Annotated in this window: 19 protein-coding genes and 1 tRNA gene; all 20 read right to left on the bottom strand. The window is 51.4% G+C overall.

The features are described from left to right. Positions 1-12: 12 nt before the first annotated feature. Entirely contained in the window at positions 13-2,001 is a 1,989-nt protein-coding gene (nuoL, locus tag AC4IE7_RS12140) for an NADH-quinone oxidoreductase subunit L (RefSeq protein ID WP_490777113.1), read from the bottom strand. Positions 2,002-2,186: 185 nt separating this feature from the next. Continuing rightward, positions 2,187-2,492: an NADH-quinone oxidoreductase subunit NuoK gene (nuoK, locus tag AC4IE7_RS12135; protein ID WP_490777112.1), complete on the bottom strand. Its 306-nt coding sequence runs from the start codon at positions 2,490-2,492 to the stop codon at positions 2,187-2,189. A gap of 4 nt (positions 2,493-2,496) precedes the next feature. Continuing rightward, positions 2,497-3,099, bottom strand: a complete 603-nt coding sequence (locus AC4IE7_RS12130; RefSeq protein ID WP_490777111.1) for an NADH-quinone oxidoreductase subunit J — start codon at positions 3,097-3,099, stop codon at positions 2,497-2,499. Positions 3,100-3,135: 36 nt separating this feature from the next. Next, entirely contained in the window at positions 3,136-3,624 is a 489-nt protein-coding gene (gene nuoI, locus AC4IE7_RS12125; protein WP_490777110.1) for an NADH-quinone oxidoreductase subunit NuoI, read from the bottom strand. A gap of 8 nt (positions 3,625-3,632) precedes the next feature. Further along, positions 3,633-4,688, bottom strand: a complete 1,056-nt coding sequence (gene nuoH / locus AC4IE7_RS12120) for an NADH-quinone oxidoreductase subunit NuoH (RefSeq protein WP_490777109.1) — start codon at positions 4,686-4,688, stop codon at positions 3,633-3,635. A gap of 3 nt (positions 4,689-4,691) precedes the next feature. Further along, entirely contained in the window at positions 4,692-7,040 is a 2,349-nt protein-coding gene (gene nuoG, locus AC4IE7_RS12115) for an NADH-quinone oxidoreductase subunit NuoG (RefSeq protein ID WP_490777108.1), read from the bottom strand. 16 nt (positions 7,041-7,056) lie between these two features. Beyond that, a complete protein-coding gene (gene nuoF, locus AC4IE7_RS12110) occupies positions 7,057-8,331 on the bottom strand; it encodes an NADH-quinone oxidoreductase subunit NuoF (protein WP_490777107.1) in 1,275 nt (424 codons plus the stop codon). Positions 8,332-8,336: 5 nt separating this feature from the next. After that, positions 8,337-8,840, bottom strand: coding sequence for an NADH-quinone oxidoreductase subunit NuoE (gene nuoE, locus AC4IE7_RS12105; RefSeq protein ID WP_490777106.1), 504 nt, complete (start codon positions 8,838-8,840; stop codon positions 8,337-8,339). A gap of 12 nt (positions 8,841-8,852) precedes the next feature. Further along, on the bottom strand, positions 8,853-10,106 hold the full coding sequence (locus AC4IE7_RS12100) for an NADH-quinone oxidoreductase subunit D (protein WP_490777105.1): 1,254 nt from the start codon (positions 10,104-10,106) through the stop codon (positions 8,853-8,855). Further along, positions 10,099-10,794 carry an NADH-quinone oxidoreductase subunit C gene (locus AC4IE7_RS12095; protein WP_490777146.1) on the bottom strand — a complete coding sequence of 232 codons (696 nt, stop codon included), beginning with the start codon at positions 10,792-10,794 and terminating at the stop codon, positions 10,099-10,101. Before AC4IE7_RS12095 ends, AC4IE7_RS12100 begins: the two co-directional genes overlap by 8 nt. A 39-nt stretch (positions 10,795-10,833) precedes the next feature. Next, on the bottom strand, positions 10,834-11,310 hold the full coding sequence (locus AC4IE7_RS12090; protein WP_490777104.1) for a NuoB/complex I 20 kDa subunit family protein: 477 nt from the start codon (positions 11,308-11,310) through the stop codon (positions 10,834-10,836). A gap of 30 nt (positions 11,311-11,340) precedes the next feature. Beyond that, positions 11,341-11,697, bottom strand: coding sequence for an NADH-quinone oxidoreductase subunit A (locus tag AC4IE7_RS12085; protein ID WP_490777103.1), 357 nt, complete (start codon positions 11,695-11,697; stop codon positions 11,341-11,343). A 200-nt stretch (positions 11,698-11,897) separates the two neighbouring features. Beyond that, positions 11,898-11,982: transfer RNA gene (locus tag AC4IE7_RS12080), tRNA-Leu, on the bottom strand. Between the two features lie 14 nt (positions 11,983-11,996). Next, entirely contained in the window at positions 11,997-12,512 is a 516-nt protein-coding gene (secG, locus tag AC4IE7_RS12075) for a preprotein translocase subunit SecG (RefSeq protein WP_490777102.1), read from the bottom strand. Between the two features lie 64 nt (positions 12,513-12,576). Beyond that, positions 12,577-13,329 carry a triose-phosphate isomerase gene (tpiA, locus tag AC4IE7_RS12070; RefSeq protein ID WP_490777101.1) on the bottom strand — a complete coding sequence of 251 codons (753 nt, stop codon included), beginning with the start codon at positions 13,327-13,329 and terminating at the stop codon, positions 12,577-12,579. Positions 13,330-13,513: 184 nt separating this feature from the next. Then, on the bottom strand, positions 13,514-14,857 hold the full coding sequence (glmM, locus tag AC4IE7_RS12065) for a phosphoglucosamine mutase (protein ID WP_490777100.1): 1,344 nt from the start codon (positions 14,855-14,857) through the stop codon (positions 13,514-13,516). 17 nt (positions 14,858-14,874) lie between these two features. Beyond that, positions 14,875-15,720 (bottom strand): dihydropteroate synthase, encoded by an 846-nt coding sequence (gene folP, locus AC4IE7_RS12060; RefSeq protein ID WP_490777099.1) that lies wholly within the window; start codon positions 15,718-15,720, stop codon positions 14,875-14,877. 129 nt (positions 15,721-15,849) lie between these two features. Next, a complete protein-coding gene (locus tag AC4IE7_RS12055; protein WP_490777098.1) occupies positions 15,850-16,218 on the bottom strand; it encodes a hypothetical protein in 369 nt (122 codons plus the stop codon). 47 nt (positions 16,219-16,265) lie between these two features. Beyond that, positions 16,266-16,397: a hypothetical protein gene (locus AC4IE7_RS12050; protein WP_490777097.1), complete on the bottom strand. Its 132-nt coding sequence runs from the start codon at positions 16,395-16,397 to the stop codon at positions 16,266-16,268. A 198-nt stretch (positions 16,398-16,595) separates the two neighbouring features. Then, positions 16,596-18,518, bottom strand: coding sequence for an ATP-dependent zinc metalloprotease FtsH (gene ftsH / locus AC4IE7_RS12045; protein ID WP_490777096.1), 1,923 nt, complete (start codon positions 18,516-18,518; stop codon positions 16,596-16,598). Between the last annotated feature and the right edge of the window lie 119 nt (positions 18,519-18,637).

Below are 18,637 nucleotides of genomic sequence, written 5' to 3'. Positions count from 1 at the left end.
GCTCAACGTCCTTTAAACAAAAACAAACCAGGTCAGCAGCAATAGCAGACCTAGAATCATGGCAATAGCGTAGTGATAGAGGTAGCCGGTCTGTACATGACGTACGACAGATGCCAGCCAACCCACGGAGTAAGCCGAACCATTCACTGCCAGACCGTCGATCAGGCCGCGGTCACCAACTAACCAGAGGATCTTACCCAGTCCCCGGCTGCCGGCAGCGAACACGATCTGATAGACCTCATCGAACCAATATTTTTTATCCAGCATCTTGTGGATGGGTGCAAAGATGGTTTTGATCTTCTCGGCCAGAGAGGGATTGATCATGTACAAGTAGAAGGCCACTGCCAGGCCACTCATCGCCAGGATAAAAGGCCATCCCTGCATACCATGAATCACAAAACCGAATGCACCATGAAAATCTTTCCCGATCACCGCCAGGGTATCGTGTTCTGGCAGTACATAGAGTGCATCCTTGAACCAGTCACCGAAGAGCATTGGGCTGATGGTGAAATAGCCAAGAAATACTGAAGGTATGGCCAACAGCACCAGAGGTATTGTGACCACCTTGGGTGATTCGTGCAGATGCTCCTTGGCGTGCTCATCCCTTGGGCCTTCGCCATGAAAGACCAGGAAGAACATACGAAAACTGTAGAGGGCAGTGACAAAAACTCCGCCAACCACCATGGCATAGGCATAACCGGAACCGGCAATCGACGAGTGGTGTACCGCTTCGATTATCGCATCCTTGGAGAAGAAGCCGGAGAAGAAGGGGAATCCAATCAGCGCCAGTGAGCCAACTAGTGAGGTCCAGTAAGTAATGGGCATATATTTACGCAGTCCACCCATGTTACGGATATCCTGATCATGGTGCATACCGATGATCACAGAACCAGCAGCGAGGAACAGCAGCGCTTTGAAGAAGGCGTGAGTCATCAGATGGAAGATACCAGCGGCATAAGCCGAAACGCCCAGGGCGACCATCATGTAACCAAGTTGGGAGAGGGTCGAATAGGCTACCACCCGTTTGATATCGTTCTGCACGATGCCGATCAGGCCGGTGAAGAAAGCTGTCGTTGCACCGATGATCAAGACAAAGCTGAGTGCGGTTTCAGAGAGTTCATAGAGGGGTGACATACGGGCCACCATGAAGATACCGGCGGTTACCATGGTCGCTGCATGGATCAGGGCTGAGATTGGAGTCGGGCCTTCCATCGAGTCCGGCAGCCAGACATGCAGCGGCACCTGAGCCGACTTACCCATGGCGCCAATAAACAGCAGAATACCGATCACGGTCATCAGCGACCAACTGCTATCGCCCCAGATCTGAATCTGGGTGTCGGCAAGTCCCGGAGCCTTGGCGAACACTTCGGCATAGTCGAGGCTGTTGGTGTACATGGCAATCGCAGCAATACCCAGGATAAAGCCAAAGTCACCTACCCGGTTGACCAGGAAGGCCTTCAGGTTGGCGAAGATTGCGGTAGGCCTGACCGACCAGAAACCGATCAGCAGATAGGAGACCAGACCCACGGCTTCCCATCCGAAGAAGAGCTGCATGAAGTTGTTGGCCATGACCAACATCAACATTGAAAAGGTAAACAGGGAGATATAACTGAAGAAACGCTGATAACTGTTACGTCCGGCCAGGCTGGTCTTGGGCCAGTTATGCTCATCATCCGCCATATAGCCGATGGTGTAGATATGTACACAGAAAGAGACAAAGGTGACCACACTGATCATCACCGCAGTGAGGTGATCCACCAGAAAACCCACCTCCATGTTAAGGCCGTCACTCACCATCCAGGTATAGACGGTGCCATTGAAGACTTCCAGGTCGTCGTAAATGAAGCTCTTCAGCACATAGAGGGAGAGCAACGCCGAGACTCCAACCCCGGTACTAGTGACCCAGTGCGCACCTTTACGCCCAAGCATGCTGCCAAAGAAACCGGCTAATATCGCACCTACCAGAGGTGCTAATACGATTGTCAGATAGATATTTTCCATAAACCGTTTCTTCTAGTTTGGTCTGTTGATGAGTAGTGCAGTACGCAAACCTATTTCTGCGTCTGATCTCTCAGTAACCGACTTACTGTACCCAATGTTCAATTTTGTTCTTCAACCACTCCGGAAACGATCCGCTGAAGGCACAAACCCATTGTGTTGGCCAGCGGACATTCGCGAACTGAAAACTAACCCTTCAGTGCATCCATATCCTCGACATTGATGCTCTGCTTACTACGGAACAGCACCACCAGTATGGCCAGACCGATGGCCGCCTCTGCCGCTGCTACTGTAAGGATAAAAAATACAAAAACCTGCCCTGCTGTATCCCCCAGAAAATGGGAAAAGGCGACAAAGTTGATATTCACCGCCAGCAGCATTAATTCAACACACATCAACAGCACAATGACATTCTTGCGGTTGATGAAAATCCCCGCCACACTGATTGCAAACAGGATGGCGCCAAGGATCAGGTAATCTGAAAGTGCAATCATTTGGTTATCCTTTTTCCGCGTCCATCGAGACCATACGCACCCGGTCATCCCGCTTCACCAGAACCTGGCTCGCTGGATCGAGATACTTGGTATCCGGCCGTCTGCGCATCGTCAGCCCGATCGCTGCAATAATTGCCACCAGCAAGATTACTGCTGCGATCTCGAAGGGGTACATATATACGGTGTAGAGCACGTTACCCAGCTCTTCTGTATTATTGTAATCCGCTGCATGTCTCACTGGCGCTGCATATTTTTCAAGACCAAAGTTGCCCGGCCCGACGATCAGTATCAGCTCTGCTGCCATGGCAATCGCCATGATCAATCCCAGGGGTAACATTTTTATAAATCCGGCCCGTAGCACAGCAATATCGATATCCAGCATCATCAATACAAACAGGAACAGCACCATGACTGCACCGACATAGACCAGTACCAGAACGATGGCGAGGAACTCCGCTTCAGCCAACATCCAGATACCACTACTGGCGAAAAAGGCGAGAATCAGGAACAGCGCAGAATGTACCGGATTACGCCGGGTCACCACCATGACTGCTGCAGTCAATACCACTGCGGCCAGTACATAAAAAATCAGCTTTTCGAGTGTCATATACGGATTCCAGTTATTTCCAAGGTTTCCCCAGCATCAGCGAACATTCGCCTGAGCTTGAATATCTGCAGCCAGTTGCGTTTCACACTTATCGCCTACTGCCAGCAGCTTCTCCTTGGTCATGATATTTTCACCGCGATTTTCAAAGTGATATTCGTAGATTCGCGTCTCTACAATGGCATCCACCGGGCAAGCCTCCTGGCAATATCCGCAATAGATGCACTTGAACAGGTCGATGTCGTAACGGGTGGTCCGGCGTGAGCCATCATCCCGTGGTTCCGCTTCGATGGTAATCGCCAAAGCGGGACAGGTTGCCTCACAAAGCTTGCAGGCAATGCAGCGCTCTTCTCCGTTAGGGTAGCGACGCAGGGCATGCAATCCTCTGAACCGGGGCGACACCGGGGCCTTCTCTTCCGGGTACATCACCGTGAACTTTTTGCGGAACAGATAACGTCCCGTCACACTCAGCCCACGAAACAGCTCCAGCAGGAAAAGGCTCTTGAAATAGTTTGTAAACGCTTTCATAGAAGACCTCAGTCAAACCACCAGGGTAGTTGATAGACCACAGCCAGACCGACTACCACAATCCAGACTATGGTAATTGGAATGAAGACCTTCCAACCAAGCCGCATGATCTGGTCATAGCGGTAACGAGGAAAGGTGGCGCGCAGCCAGAGAAACAGAAACATAAAGAAGCCGGTCTTGATCACCAGCCAGAAGAAACCTGGCACCCAATCAAACAGAGGCCCGAGCACCGGCCAACCCTGAAATGGGGAGAGCCAGCCACCGAAAAACATCACTGCGGTCAAAGCCGCAATCAGAATCATGTTGGCATACTCAGCCAGGAAGTAGACCGCGAAGGCCATGCCGGAGTAATCGACATGGAAACCGGCTACGATCTCCGACTCACCCTCAGCCACATCAAACGGGGCACGATTGGTCTCTGCCACACCGGAGATCAAGTAGACACCGAACAGCGGCAGTAGCGGTAACCAGAACCAGGAGAAGAGCCCCCCTTCCTGAGCCTTGATGATCTCTCCCAGATTGAGACTGCCAGCAGCAACCAGAACACCGACCAAAGCAAATCCCATGGCGATTTCGTAGGCAACGATCTGAGCTGCAGATCGCATTGCCCCAAGAAAGGCGTATTTTGAATTCGAGGCCCAGCCGCCGATGATCACACCATAGACGCCGACTGAGGTGAGGGCCAGAATATAGAGCAGACCGGCATTGATATCCGCCAGCACCAGGGTCTCATCGAAAGGAAAAACCGCCCATGCAGCCAGTGCCGGACCAAGGGTCAGCGCAGGGGCCATCAGAAACAGAAATTTGTTGGCGTTCGCAGGGATAATAATCTCTTTGAACATCAACTTCAGCGCATCCGCGATAGGCTGTAACCACCCCTTGGGCCCAACCCGGTTGGGTCCGACGCGCACCTGCATATAACCGATGATCTTACGCTCTGCGTAGGTGTAGTAAGCCACCAGCAGCATCAACGGCAACATGATTGTGACGATCTTGATCATGGTCCAGATCAGATATTGAAGTTCAGAGGGAAGCGCTTCCCAGAGGCTGATAAGGAATTCCATCGGTTATGCCTTCTCCACGGTCACTTCGCCAAACGGTTGTCCCAGCGTCGATGAAAGTGCCAAGCCGGTAGATATCCAGACACATCCCTTTGGAATGCGCTCATCCAACTGCAGGGGCAGATCAACCTGGTTGCCGTTCTGTTTTACCATTGCCTTATCCGCACCTTCGAGACCGAGACGAACCGCTTCATCTGGATGCAGACGAATCGCATCAGATCCCGCATCCTGGGTCTGTTGTAGAGCTGTGGCGCGACGAACCAGAGGATCACAGGCGTATAGCGGTGTATCCCCTCCTCGTAACAACGTGCTGGCACTTAATTGCTGTTCCAGTTTTTTTGGTTGTTGTTGATGATTATCGAGTTGTGCCGCTTCGCACATGTCGTGGATTTCATCATGAATCTGTTGAGAATCGGTGTATTCAAAACCTGATTGATCCATCAGATTGCCCAATACCCGCAAAATCTTCCAACCTGGACGGCTCTCCCCATGGGGTCTGACTGCACCCCGGTTCCGTTGCCAACGCCCCTCAGCATTGACATAAGTGCCAGAGGTCTCACTAAAGATCGCCATAGGCAGCAGAATATCAGCACACTCTTCCAATTCAGGGCTGCGGAAGGCGCTGATAGCAACAACCATATCGGCACTCTGCAAGGCACTCATGGAGAGCGCCCCATTCCAGAAATCCCGAGCGGGTTCCACACCCATCAGTAGATAGCCTTTGCGTGGTGACTTGAGCATGCTTAATGCATCCAGGCCTTTGCTATCCGATGCTTTGCCGCCAGTCTGAAGATGAGGAACGGCGCCTGCAAGTTGTGCACCAACGGAGTTTGCTGCAGCGGGTAGAATTGAGAGCTTTGAGTCTGTTGCTTTGGCCAGATCTGCGGCAATCGAATAGAGCAGTGCATAGTCGGGATGGGACTGAGCAAGAGCGCCCAACATAATCAGCGCACTATCCGCCGATTTGAGTTGAGCTGCCGCCTGTTTGGCAAAATCATCTACTTTTGAACCATCCGCAACTGCGCCTTTGGACTTAACCCCTGCTGCCTTCGCTACAGCAGCCAGATAGCTGACCATTTCACTTGGGCTGCAAACTGACTGCGCTCCACTATGGCTGAGATCCAGTTGTATCGGATTGAGGTAGTGGAGGCTGGCTCCAGCCAAAGCTGCTTTACGTAAACGATGCGCCAGAATGGGCTGTTCTTTACGTAAATTCCCACCCACCACAAGCACTGCCTGTAAATTGTCCACTTCACTGAGTGAGGTGCCCAGCCAATGTACATTCTGCTGGGTCTCATCAAGTCTGAAATCACCCTGACGCAAGCGGCTGTCAATATTGTTGCTGCCCATGCCACTCATCAGCTTCTGAGCCAAATAGAGCTCTTCGAGGGTGGAACTGGGTGACACAATCGCACCGACCTGGTCACCCTCATTGATCTCATTGAGATTCGCCGCTGCCATCTCCAGGGCCATTTCCCAGCTGACCTCTTTCCAAACCCCACCCTTCTTTACCATCGGTGAGGTTAGACGGTCGTCGCTATAGAGCCCCTGATAACTGAAACGGTCTCGATCGGAGATCCAGGTCTCGTTGATCGACTCATTATCCTTGGGATGTACACGCATCACCTTGTTGCCACGGAGATGCAGATTGAGATTGGAACCAAGACTGTCATGTGTTGCCACCGCCTCTACCTGTGTCAGTTCCCAGGCACGGGCGTTGAAACGGAAGGGCTTGGAAGTCAGTGCGCCCACTGGACAGAGATCGATAATGTTTGCTGATAGTTCGGAATCAACGCTCTTTTCTATGTAGGTACCGATCACCATATGTTCGCCACGACCGGTAGCGCCCATTTCACGTATTCCGGCAATCTCTTCGCCAAAACGCACACAACGGGTACAGTGTATGCAACGGGTCATATCGGTAGCGATCAGCGGTCCGATATTCTTATCCGCCACCACCCGCTTACCTTCACTGTAACGGGAAACATCTCGACCATAACCGATGGCAACATCCTGCAGTTCACACTCACCGCCCTGATCGCAGATCGGACAATCCAGTGGATGGTTGATCAGCAGAAACTCCATTGTTCCCTTCTGTGCAGCCAGTGCCTTGGGCGAGCGGGTGTAGACCTTCATGCCATCCGACACCGGTGTAGCACAGGCAGGCAAAGGTTTCGGCACCTTCTCCACTTCAACCAGACACATGCGGCAGTTCGCTGCGACTGAAAGTTTCTTGTGATAACAGAAGCGGGGAATATTGATACCTGCCGCATCCGTGACTTCGATGAGCATGGCGCCGGCTTGTGCCTGCAGCTCCTGCCCGTTTACTTCGATGGTGACTAACGTATCTGTCATCGTGGTTTCTGCGACCTCAGCCAACCCCGACCATACAGCGCTTATGGTCGATGTGATATTGGAATTCATCCCGATAGTGACGCAACATGCCCATTACCGGCATCGCGGCGGCATCTCCCAAGGCACAGATGGTTTTACCGCTGATCTTATCGGCGACATCATCCAGCAGATCCAGGTCTTCCTGGCGCCCCTGCCCTGTTTCGATGCGATGTACTATCCGATAGAGCCAACCTGTACCCTCACGGCAGGGCGTACACTGACCGCAGGACTCTTCGTGATAGAAATAGGACATACGTTCAAGGGTCTTGACCATGCAATTGGTATCATCCAACACGATCACGGCCCCGGAGCCCAGCATGGAGCCGGCACCAGCAATGGAGTCGTAATCCATATTGAGATCCATCATCTGATCCCCAGGTATGACTGGAGCCGATGATCCTCCAGGTATCACCGCTTTTATCTTGCGCCCATCCTTCATACCACCAGCCATCTCCAGCAGTTGGGAGAATGGTGTACCCATGGGAATCTCGAAGACACCTGGGTTATTGATATTGCCTGAAATTGAAAACAGTTTGGAACCACCACTGTTTTTCACACCGATATCTGCAAACCATTCACCGCCCTTCTCCAGAATCATCGGTATCGAGGCAAGGCTCTCGGTGTTGTTGATAATGGTCGGTCTGCCATAGAGACCGAAATGAGCTGGAAACGGGGGTTTATAGCGAGGCTGTCCCTTCTTGCCCTCAATGGATTCAAGCAAGGCGGTCTCTTCACCACAAATGTATGCACCACCGCCAAGATGGGTATGGAGCTCAAAATCAAAACCGGAACCCAGTAGATTCTCTCCCAGGAAACCTGCCTCGCGGGCCTCTTGCAGTGCCTGCTCGAAACGCTCGTAGGGTTCCCAGAACTCACCACGTATGTAATTGTAGCCCCGGGTCGCTCCAATCGCGTAACCCGCAAGAATCATCCCTTCTATCAGTTGATGGGGGTTATAACGGAGAATATCCCGGTCTTTGAATGTGCCTGGCTCTCCTTCATCTGAGTTACACACCACAAATTTCTGACCCGGCGCATTGCGCGAGATAAAACTCCACTTCAGACCGGTCGGGAAACCAGCCCCGCCGCGACCTCGCAGCCCGGACTTTTTAACCTCTTCGATTATCTCTTCAGGTGGCTGTTTCGTACTCAGCACCTTCTTCAGAACCTCATAGCCACCGCGACTTTGATACTGCTCCATAAGCCATGGGCGTTCCAGATCCAGGGTTCGCAGACAGACTTCATTTACCATAGCGATTACTCCAGACCATCCAGGATCGCATCAACGATTTCCGGGGTGAGGTTTTCATAATACTGTTTACCGATCTGCATCATAGGTGCACCACCGCAGGCTCCCAGACACTCCACCTCTTTCATGGAGTAGCGACCATCTTCTGTGATTTCACCAAAGGTGATCCCCAGTTTCTTCTCCAGATGCTCGACAATCATGTCGGACTTATTGGTCATGCATGAGACGTTGGTGCAGACACAGATCTTGTGTTTGCCCACCGGCTTCAATTCGTACATGGAGTAGAAAGTCGCCACTTCATAGACAGCGATAGATGGCATCTCCAGATAACTGGCAACCCGATCCATAAGTTCAGTGGTTAACCAACCACCGCTGTTGTCCTGCACCACCATCAACGCACCCATTACCGCAGACTGTTTCCACTCTGGTGGATACTTGGCGATCCAGTGATCAATCTCCGCACAGATCTCCGGGGAGAAAAGTTCCGTTTTGTCTTTAACTGTTACTGTCATTTCTATTTTGCTCTAACGGTCTATCTCACCAAATACCACGTCCATGGTGCCAATTACTGCCACCACGTCGGCCAGCATATGGCCTTTTACCATCTCGTCCATGGCGGCCAGGTGAGAGAAGCCCGGGGCTCTGATCTTTAATCTGTAAGGTTTGTTGGCGCCATCAGAAACGATGTAGCAGCCGAACTCACCTTTAGGTGCTTCAACCGCTGCATAGACCTCTCCCTCAGGGGCGCAATAGCCTTCCGTGAAGAGCTTGAAGTGATGGATCAATCCTTCCATATCATCCTTCATCTCATCCCGGCTTGGCGCTGAAATCTTATGATCATCAAGCATCACCGGCCCCGGATTGGCTCTCAACCAATCAATACACTGCTTGATGATGCGAGTCGATTCACGCAGTTCACAGATACGAACCAGATATCGATCGTAACAATCGCCGTTTTTACCAATCGGAATATCGAAATCGACCTTGTCGTATGCTGCATAGGACTGCTTCTTACGCAGATCCCAGGCGATCCCTGAACCCCTGATCATAGGGCCGGTAAAGCCAAGCTGCAGGGCACGTTCTGGCGAGACCACACCGATGCCAACGGTTCGCTGTTTCCAGATTCTGTTGTCGGTGAGCAGTGTCTCGTACTCGTCCACAAGGCCAGGAAAACGGTTTACGAAATCTTCAATAAAATCGAGTAGAGAACCTTGACGTGTCTCGTTACGTGCAGAGACATCCCTTCCTGTCACCCATTGACTCGCCTGGTATTGAGGCATCTTATCCGGCAGATCACGATAGACACCACCAGGACGGTAGTAGGCTGCATGCATCCGCGCGCCAGAAACCGCTTCGTAGCAGTCCATCAAATCCTCCCGCTCCCGAAAGGCGTAGAGAAAGACGGTCATGGCGCCCACATCCAGCGCGTGTGTTCCCAGCCACATCAGGTGGTTGAGGATACGGGTGATCTCATCGAACATGGTTCGGACATACTGAGCCCGAATGGGTGCCTCTATACCGAGCAGTTTTTCTATCGCCCGTACATAGCCATGTTCATTACACATCATCGACACGTAGTCGAGACGATCCATGTAGGGAATGCTCTGGTTATAGGGTTTGCTCTCGGCTAGTTTTTCAGTCGCCCGATGCAGCAGACCTATATGGGGATCCGCCCGTTCTATAACCTCGCCATCCATCTCCAGAACCAGGCGAAGAACACCATGAGCTGCTGGGTGCTGGGGGCCGAAATTAAGTGTGTAGTTACGAATTTCAGGCATCGGCAGCATCCTGCGTTGCGTCATCTTCATTCAGATAACGGTTATCTTCTCGGGTGACCTTGGGTACCAAAGTGCGTGGATCGATAGAGACCGGCTCGTAGATTACACGTGCCTGTTGCGGGTCGTAGCGCATCTCGACCTGTCCGATCAAAGGAAAATCCTTGCGGAACGGATGGCCGATAAAACCGTAGTCAGTCAATATTCGGCGCAGATCGGGGTGGCCATCAAAGAGAATGCCATAGAGATCGAACGCTTCACGCTCAAACCAGTTGGCAGCCTCCCAAACAGGTACCATAGAAGCAACGATGGGATGGGTGGTATCTACAAAAACCCGTACTCTAAGCCTTACATTGTTGCTTATTGAGAGCAGATGATAGACCGCAGCAAATCGACTGTTTTCCGCAGTTTCACTCGCACCCTTTTCGGTCACGCCTCTGCCAAAACCGGTATTGGGCGCCCCTTCTGTCTGCCACTCGGACTGGCCGTAGTCAGCGTAGTCGACGCCACAGACATCAATCAACTCTTTAAAATCGAAAGCTGCATCATCGCGCAAAATACCAGCGACTTCGATTAACCTGGCCGAAGGGACTACCAGAGTCACCTCTCCACAGCTCCGTTGCAGCTGGCAATCTAACCCGGAAAAGCGCTCATCAAGCGCTGAGGCCAACTGATCCAATCGCTCTTGCATACTGTTCTGCGAACCACTACTCATGATCTACACACCACCTCAACGAGCTATCGTACTGGTCCGACGAATCTTATCCTGAAGCTGAAGCACGCCATACAGCAACGCTTCCGCCGTCGGAGGACAACCCGGGACGTAAATATCCACAGGAACCACCCGATCGCAGCCCCTGACCACTGCATAGGAGTAGTGGTAGTAACCACCCCCATTAGCACAGGAACCCATCGAGATTACCCAGCGAGGCTCGGCCATCTGGTCATAAACTTTGCGTAGAGCCGGTGCCATTTTGTTCACCAGGGTACCCGCCACAATCATCACATCTGATTGGCGGGGACTTGGGCGAAAGACGATACCGAAGCGGTCCATATCGTAACGTGATGCCGCTGCCTGCATCATCTCAACCGCACAGCAGGCCAGACCGAAGGTCATAGGCCACATCGAACCTGTTCTTGCCCAGTTGATCAATTTATCAGCGGAAGTGGTGATTACACCTTTTTCGAGAATGCCCTCAATACCCACTGTCTGCCTCCCGAAAGGTTAATATCATATCTATTCCCACTCCAGCGCCCCTTTCTTCCATTCGTAGATAAAACCGATCACCAGGATACCGAGAAACACCATCATGGCGAGAAAGCCGACCATACCGATCTCACTAAGGACTACTGCCCAAGGGAAGAGGAATGCAATTTCAAGATCAAAGATGATGAACAGGATGGCAACGAGATAGTACCGAACGTCGAACTTCATGCGGGAGTCCTCGAAGGCCTCGAATCCGCACTCATAGGGGGAGATCTTTTCGTCGTCAGGTTTACGCGTGCCCAGTAGAAAACCTATTCCGATGACAACGCCACCCACCACAAAAGCCACGATTAGGAAAATCATGATGGGTAAATAATTTTCAAGCATCAGCGTGAAGCCCCCTATGTCGTTCAATCATTATGTTATTAGGCGAATCTTCAGGGAAGGCAGGCAGTCTATCCTCTGGCCCGCAACAATGTCAAGTAGGAGTAAAAGTAATAATTTCTTATAATTCAATTAGTTATAATACTTCTATGGACATAAAAAAACGGTATTACGCCGAAAAAGCATAGTACCGTTCTTATGTATGGTGCCGATGGCCGGATTTGAACCGGCACGGCTTACGCCACTACCCCCTCAAGATAGCGTGTCTACCAATTCCACCACATCGGCTAAAAACTATAGTTCTACTGCTTCTCCGTAGCTGGATCAGTCTGAGTATCCGCAGGAGTTACACTCTCCTCAGATGGCGCTGCAACCGGCGCCGCATCAATCACATCAGTTGTTGATGCATCCGACTCAGAAACTGGCACTGCAGGAAGATCATTGGATTGAGTCTCTTCTGCAGCTGCAGGTACTGCTGGTAGATCGCTACCTCCTGTTGATGGCACAGCAGGCAGATCACTCTCCGGAGCTGGCGCCTCAATGGCAGGTGGCGCATCAATGCGCTCCATCAAGCCTTCTGGCTCATTGGTCTGTACTGCGAAATAGGCCATCACCATACTGGTGACAAAAAACAGGGTGGCAAGAATGGCTGTAGCTCTGGTCAGAAAAGAGCCGGAACCCTTTGAACCAAATACGGTACCTGAGGCGCCACTGCCAAAGGCTGCGCCCATATCAGCACCCTTACCGTGTTGAATAAGGATCAATCCAACCAGCCCGATGGCCAGAAAGATATGAAACACGGTCAATATTGTCTGCATGTCTGCGTTACCTGTAGAAAGTCGCTGGATCGGTATCGTTTACGACCCAATGCAACCTTATAAATTAATTTGCTGCCGTACAGATTCCCAGGAAATCTTCTGGCTTAAGTGCAGCCCCACCAATCAGACCGCCATCAATATCGGGCTTGCCGATTAACTCTTTTGCATTACCCGGTTTCATGGAACCGCCGTAGAGAACACGCACAACATCAGCGACCTGTTCACTCTTCTGCGCGATTTGCGCGCGGATAAATGCATGTACATCCTGAGCCTGCTCAGGTGAGGCAGTTTTACCGGTGCCAATTGCCCAAACCGGCTCATAGGCGATGACGCCATCAGCCAGCGCATCCACACCTTCCAGCTCAATCACTGCGTTGAGTTGCCGTGCAACCACCTCATTCGTGATGCCAGATTCACGCTCTTCCAGGGTCTCACCGATACAGAGGATGGGAATTAATCCAGCAGCCCGTGCAACAGCAAACTTCTTCGCCACCAGCTCGTCACTCTCATTGTGATAAGTGCGACGCTCGGAGTGACCGACAATCACATATTTACAACCGAAGTCATTCAGCATCGATGCTGCAACTTCACCGGTATAGGCCCCTGACGCCTCTGTAGAGAGATCCTGTCCCCCCCACGCAATGTCACTGCCATTCAGCTTTTGTTGTGTCTCAGGAATAAAAACAGCAGTAGGACAGACAGCCACTTCGGCATTTGTAACCGCCCCAATACCTTCCTTGATACCATCCAACAAGCCACGGACACTCTCTAGTGAACCGTTCATTTTCCAATTTCCGGCGACAAGTGGTCTGCGCATGCAATCACTCCTGAGATAAAAGAAAGCGCGGTAGCTTAACGGCCAACGCGCCTGAAATCAATCACCATTGTATCAAGTATGACAAATTTCTAATCCCGACAACCCGGATTATGTCGCAACAGTCTCTGAATAGGGGGCGAAATAATCGTGCTAAGAGAATCAATAACCTCAGATCAGATAACGACTAATCGGCCACTACCTCTTTGACAGACTCAGCAATCTGGGCTGAAAGCGTCTCCACCTGTGAGCCATCACTACCCTCGACCATCACCCGTATCAATGGCTCTGTACCCGAAGGTCGCAGTAAGACTCGACCGGAGCTGCCCATCTCAACTTCAGCCTCGCGCACCGATCTTTTCACCACATCTGACGCCATGATCTCCTGTGGCGTACTACTTCCCAGATTGATATTGATGAGCTTTTGCGGATATTTACTCATACCCGATGCCAGTTCTCTCAACGAGCGGCCTGTGGCATGAACCTCAGCCAGAACCTGGAGCGCAGAGACGATACCATCACCGGTTGTTGTACGATCGAGACAGATGATGTGTCCCGATTGTTCTCCGCCCAATACCCACCCCTTGCTGAAGAGGCGTTCCATGATATATCTATCCCCAACATTGGTGCGTTCAAACACCACACCGTGCTCACGCAGTGCATGTTCAAGTCCCAGGTTACTCATCAAGGTACCTACTACCGCACCTTTGAGTTCACCTTCCCGCATACGTGAGCAGGCGATGATGTAGAGTATCTCATCCCCATCCACTTCGTTACCTTGATCGTCAACCATTATCAGACGATCACCATCACCATCCAGGGCAATACCCAGATCGGCGCCATGTTCCAGCACAGCAGCTTTAAGGTACTCAGGATGGGTTGATCCGACACCGTCGTTGATGTTGAATCCATTCGGCTGGTTACCGATGGCAATCACATCGGCACCCATCTCATCGAACACATATGGGGCGATGTTATAGGTTGCACCATTGGCACAATCCACAACAATCTTCATGCCGTTGAATCGCGTTTTAAGCGGAATGGTACTTTTACAGAATTCGATGTAGCGGCCTTCGGAATCCATTTTCTCCGCCCGCCCAAGATTGGCTGAGTCAACGGTTTCCAATGGTTTTTCCGTTTCCGCTTCAATAGCACGCTCCACATGATCCGGCAGTTTCTGCCCATCAGCAGAGAAGAATTTGATGCCATTATCCATATAAGGATTGTGCGAAGCGCTGATGACTATACCTGCCTGCGCATGCAGGGTACGGGTCAGATAAGCCACACTTGGGGTTGGCATTGGCCCAAGCAGGGTGATGTTGACCCCCGCAGCCGTGAGTCCCGCTTCCAATGCCGATTCCAGAACATAGCCTGATATCCGGGTATCCTTTCCGATCAGCACCCGGCTCTTCGACTCAGTCCCCAAAATCCGTCCGACCGCCCATCCCAGCTTCAGCACGAACTCTGGCGTTATTGCGCCCTCTCCAAAACGGCCACGCACACCATCTGTTCCAAAATACTTTCGACTCACAGATTTTTCCTCTTTTATTATGCAGAAGCGCTTATTGCTGAGACTACTGCTAAAGCATCCACAGTGGCCCGCACATCATGTACACGTAATATTGCGCCACCCTTTAATGCTGCCACCACAGCAGCTCCCAGGCTGCCATACAAGCGCTCTTCTATTGGACGGTTGCCGAGTATCGCGCCTATCATAGACTTTCTCGAAATTCCGACCAACAACGGCAGTTCCAAATCTTCAAGTTGCTCCAATTTATTCAGCAGCTCAAGGTTGTGTGACAGCGTCTTACCGAATCCAAATCCAGGATCGATAACTAAATTATCATGGGCGATGCCGGCCGCTTCACAGGCATCTATTCGCTTTTTTAAAAACTCTCTTACTTCAGCGACCACATCACCATATTCTGGACTCTGTTGCATCGTCCGTGGTTCGCCCTGCATATGCATCAGGCATACCGGAACACCACATTCCGCAGCAGCAGACAATGCACCAGGCTCTCTTAATGCCATGACGTCATTGATCATGCCTGCCCCGGCAGATACCGCTTCTCCCATCACCTGGGGTTTGCTGGTATCTACTGAGATGGGCACAGAGACCTCTCCTGCCAACGCCTCAATCAGAGGAATCACTCGATCCATCTCTTCATCGACTGAAACAGACTGAGCACCGGGACGGGTAGACTCTCCACCCACATCGATTATAGCCGCGCCATCATCAACCATTTGCCTGGCGTGGGCCAACGCAACATCCCTGGCGACAAAACGTCCACCATCAGAAAATGAGTCGGGCGTCAGATTGAGTATTCCCATCACCCGAGGTTGACTCAGGTCCAAAAGTTTTCCCGCACAGTCAAGAATCTGGGGAGCAGGCATGTTATTCCTTCTGTCTATATGAATTTTCAGTGGCGAATTGTCACATTTTCAGGCATGACCCACTAGATCTACCAGTAAATATTCACAATTATAGGATTAGTGTTTGAATTGGTTGCGACTGAATAGCCTCTAAAACTGACTGGTGGGCGTAGGGACGTAGCCTGGATGGAGTGCAACGGAATCCAGGAGAGCCTGCCTGCCTTTTACCCGGATTACGCTTCGCTTCATCCAGGCTACATGGTCTGTGGTCTGGGTGGGGTGTAACGGAGTCCGGGTTAGACTGGTCTGCTTTTTTTCCCGGATTACGCTTCGCTCCATCCAGGCTACATGGTCTGTGGTCTGGGTGGGGTGTAATGGAGTCCGGGTTAGACTGGTCTGCTTTTTTTCCCGGATTACGCTTCGCTGCATCCAGGCTACATGATCTGTGGTCTGGGTGGGGTGTATTGGAGTCTGGGTTAGACTGGTCGGCTTTTTTTCCCGGATTACGCTTCGCTGCATCCAGGCTACATGGTCTGTGGTCAGGGTGGGGTGTAACGGAGTCTGGGTTAGACTGGTCTGCTTTTTTCCCGGATTACGCTTCGCTGCATCCAGGCTACATGGTCTGTGGTCAGGGTGGGGCGTAACAGAGTCTGGGTTAGACTGGTCTGCTTTTTTTCCCGGATTACGCTTCGCTGCATCCAGGCTACATGGTCTGTGATCTGGGTGAGGTGTAACGGAGTGCGGGTTAACTGGTCTGCTTTTTTTCCCGGATTACGCTTCGCTCCATCCAGGCTACTTTGTCTGTAGCCTGGATGAAGTGCAACGGAATCCGGGGTTGTCTGGCCTGCACTTTTTACCCCGGATTACGCTCCACTTCTTCCAGGCTACTCATTTTATCAATGCTGTCCTGCTGGACCACCAATCGTTCCCGATACATCATCGGAGGATGGGGACTCACCTGACGGTCTGACATCATCATCAGAATCCAAGTCATCATCTACCCAATCCTTAGGTGGACGGGGTGGCTTGCCATCCATGATATCGTTGATCTGTTGCGTATCGATGGTCTCATATTTCATCAACGCATCAGCCATCATGTGCAACTTCTCAAGATTATCATTGAGGAGCTTCTCTGCTCTTTCATAGTTGCGATCGATAAAACTTCTGATCTCTTCGTCAATGGTATGGGCAGTGTCGTCAGATACATTCTTGTGTTGTGTTACCGAACGTCCAAGAAAAACCTCTTCCTCTTCCTCGCTATACATCAACGGACCAAGACGCTCAGACAGTCCCCACTTGGTGACCATGCTACGTGCCAGATCTGTGGCGCGTTTGATGTCATTGGAGGCACCTGTAGTCACCTTGTCAATTCCGAAGATCAACTCTTCAGCAATACGTCCACCAAACAGGCTGGAGATCTGACTCTCCAAATGCTGTTTGCTGTAGCTGTATCGATCGCCTTCAGGCAGAAACATGGTTACACCCAAAGCGCGTCCTCTGGGAATGATACTTACTTTGTAGACAGGATCGTGAGAGGGCACCAGACGACCAACTATGGCATGACCGGACTCATGGTAAGCAGTGAGTTTTTTCTCATCTTCGCTCATCACCATGGTACGACGCTCAGTACCCATCATGATCTTGTCTTTAGCTTTCTCCAACTCAATCATTTCCACCAGTGCTTTATTGGCACGAGCAGCAAACAGTGCAGCTTCATTCACCAGATTGGCCAGATCAGCGCCAGAAAATCCTGGTGTACCACGGGCGATAATCGCCGGTTTGACATCGTCTGCAGCTGCGACTTTACGCAGATGCACCTTAAGAATCTGCTCACGTCCACGCACATCAGGCAGGGGAACAACCACCTGGCGGTCAAAACGTCCCGGTCGAAGTAGCGCAGGATCGAGAACGTCAGGCCTATTGGTTGCGGCAATCACGATGACGCCCTCATTGCCTTCAAAACCATCCATTTCAACCAGCAGTTGATTCAGGGTCTGCTCACGTTCGTCGTGTCCGCCTCCGAGACCAGCGCCACGGTGACGTCCTACAGCGTCTATCTCATCGATAAAGATGATGCAGGGCGCATGCTTCTTCGCCTGTTCGAACATGTCACGTACACGGGAGGCACCGACACCGACAAACATCTCAACAAAATCTGAACCGGAAATAGTGAAGAAAGGTACCTTGGCCTCACCGGCGATGGCTTTCGCCAGCAGCGTCTTACCCGTACCCGGTGAGCCTACCATCAACACACCTTTTGGAATCTTGCCGCCAAGCTTCTGGAACTTGGAAGGATCACGCAGAAAGTCGACCACCTCGGTAACCTCCTCCTTGGCCTCTTCCACACCAGCCACATCACCGAATGTAATTTTTACCTGATCCTCGCTGAGCATGCGGGCTTTGCTCTTACCGAAGGACATCGCCCCTCGTCCAGCTCCACCACCCTGCATCTGTCGCATGAAGAAGATCCACAAACCGATCAACACGAAAAGAGGGAACCAGTTAATGAGAATATTCATCAACAATGATGGTTTCTCAGGAGGCGTGGCAACGATCTCAACATTGCTGTTGAGCAGGTCACTCACCAGCATATCGTCCCCAGGACTGTAGGTTGAAAACCTTTGCCCTGAGGTGAGCGTTCCGCTGATATCACGGCCACTGCCACTGAACTCAACTTCCTTCACCTGCCCTGTTTTCACATTGGAGATGAATTCTGAATAGCTCATCGGCTGAGCCTTGGGTTGGGTAGCTGAAAAATTATTGAAGACCGTCATCAGTACGATGGCGATCACTACCCAGAGAATTAAATTTTTTGCCATGTCGTTCAAAACGTAAGAACCTCTTGATCTCACTCCGGCAGAGCCGGTTATCTCTAGCCACACTGGCATCCGTGTGGAGGATGGTCTATGACCTCTCTATTCGTTGACAGGTAACACCA

The sequence above is a fragment of the Candidatus Thiodiazotropha sp. AKAK3 genome (genome assembly GCF_058244645.1).
Note: the sequence above shows the minus strand (reverse complement) of the source record. Positions and strands in the feature narration are given on the sequence as shown.

Coding starts and splice junctions, on each gene's coding strand:
- nuoL (WP_490777113.1), bottom strand. CDS start 2,001: ATGGAAAATATCTATCTGACAATCGTATTAGCACCTCTGGTAGGTGCG.
- nuoK (WP_490777112.1), bottom strand. CDS start 2,492: ATGATTGCACTTTCAGATTACCTGATCCTTGGCGCCATCCTGTTTGCA.
- AC4IE7_RS12130 (WP_490777111.1), bottom strand. CDS start 3,099: ATGACACTCGAAAAGCTGATTTTTTATGTACTGGCCGCAGTGGTATTG.
- nuoI (WP_490777110.1), bottom strand. CDS start 3,624: ATGAAAGCGTTTACAAACTATTTCAAGAGCCTTTTCCTGCTGGAGCTG.
- nuoH (WP_490777109.1), bottom strand. CDS start 4,688: ATGGAATTCCTTATCAGCCTCTGGGAAGCGCTTCCCTCTGAACTTCAA.
- nuoG (WP_490777108.1), bottom strand. CDS start 7,040: ATGACAGATACGTTAGTCACCATCGAAGTAAACGGGCAGGAGCTGCAG.
- nuoF (WP_490777107.1), bottom strand. CDS start 8,331: ATGGTAAATGAAGTCTGTCTGCGAACCCTGGATCTGGAACGCCCATGG.
- nuoE (WP_490777106.1), bottom strand. CDS start 8,840: ATGACAGTAACAGTTAAAGACAAAACGGAACTTTTCTCCCCGGAGATC.
- AC4IE7_RS12100 (WP_490777105.1), bottom strand. CDS start 10,106: ATGCCTGAAATTCGTAACTACACACTTAATTTCGGCCCCCAGCACCCA.
- AC4IE7_RS12095 (WP_490777146.1), bottom strand. CDS start 10,794: ATGCAAGAGCGATTGGATCAGTTGGCCTCAGCGCTTGATGAGCGCTTT.
- AC4IE7_RS12085 (WP_490777103.1), bottom strand. CDS start 11,697: ATGCTTGAAAATTATTTACCCATCATGATTTTCCTAATCGTGGCTTTT.
- secG (WP_490777102.1), bottom strand. CDS start 12,512: ATGCAGACAATATTGACCGTGTTTCATATCTTTCTGGCCATCGGGCTG.
- tpiA (WP_490777101.1), bottom strand. CDS start 13,329: ATGCGCAGACCACTTGTCGCCGGAAATTGGAAAATGAACGGTTCACTA.
- folP (WP_490777099.1), bottom strand. CDS start 15,720: ATGCCTGCTCCCCAGATTCTTGACTGTGCGGGAAAACTTTTGGACCTG.
- AC4IE7_RS12055 (WP_490777098.1), bottom strand. CDS start 16,218: ATGCAGCGAAGCGTAATCCGGGAAAAAAAGCCGACCAGTCTAACCCAG.
- AC4IE7_RS12050 (WP_490777097.1), bottom strand. CDS start 16,397: ATGCAGCGAAGCGTAATCCGGGAAAAAAAGCAGACCAGTCTAACCCAG.
- ftsH (WP_490777096.1), bottom strand. CDS start 18,518: ATGGCAAAAAATTTAATTCTCTGGGTAGTGATCGCCATCGTACTGATG.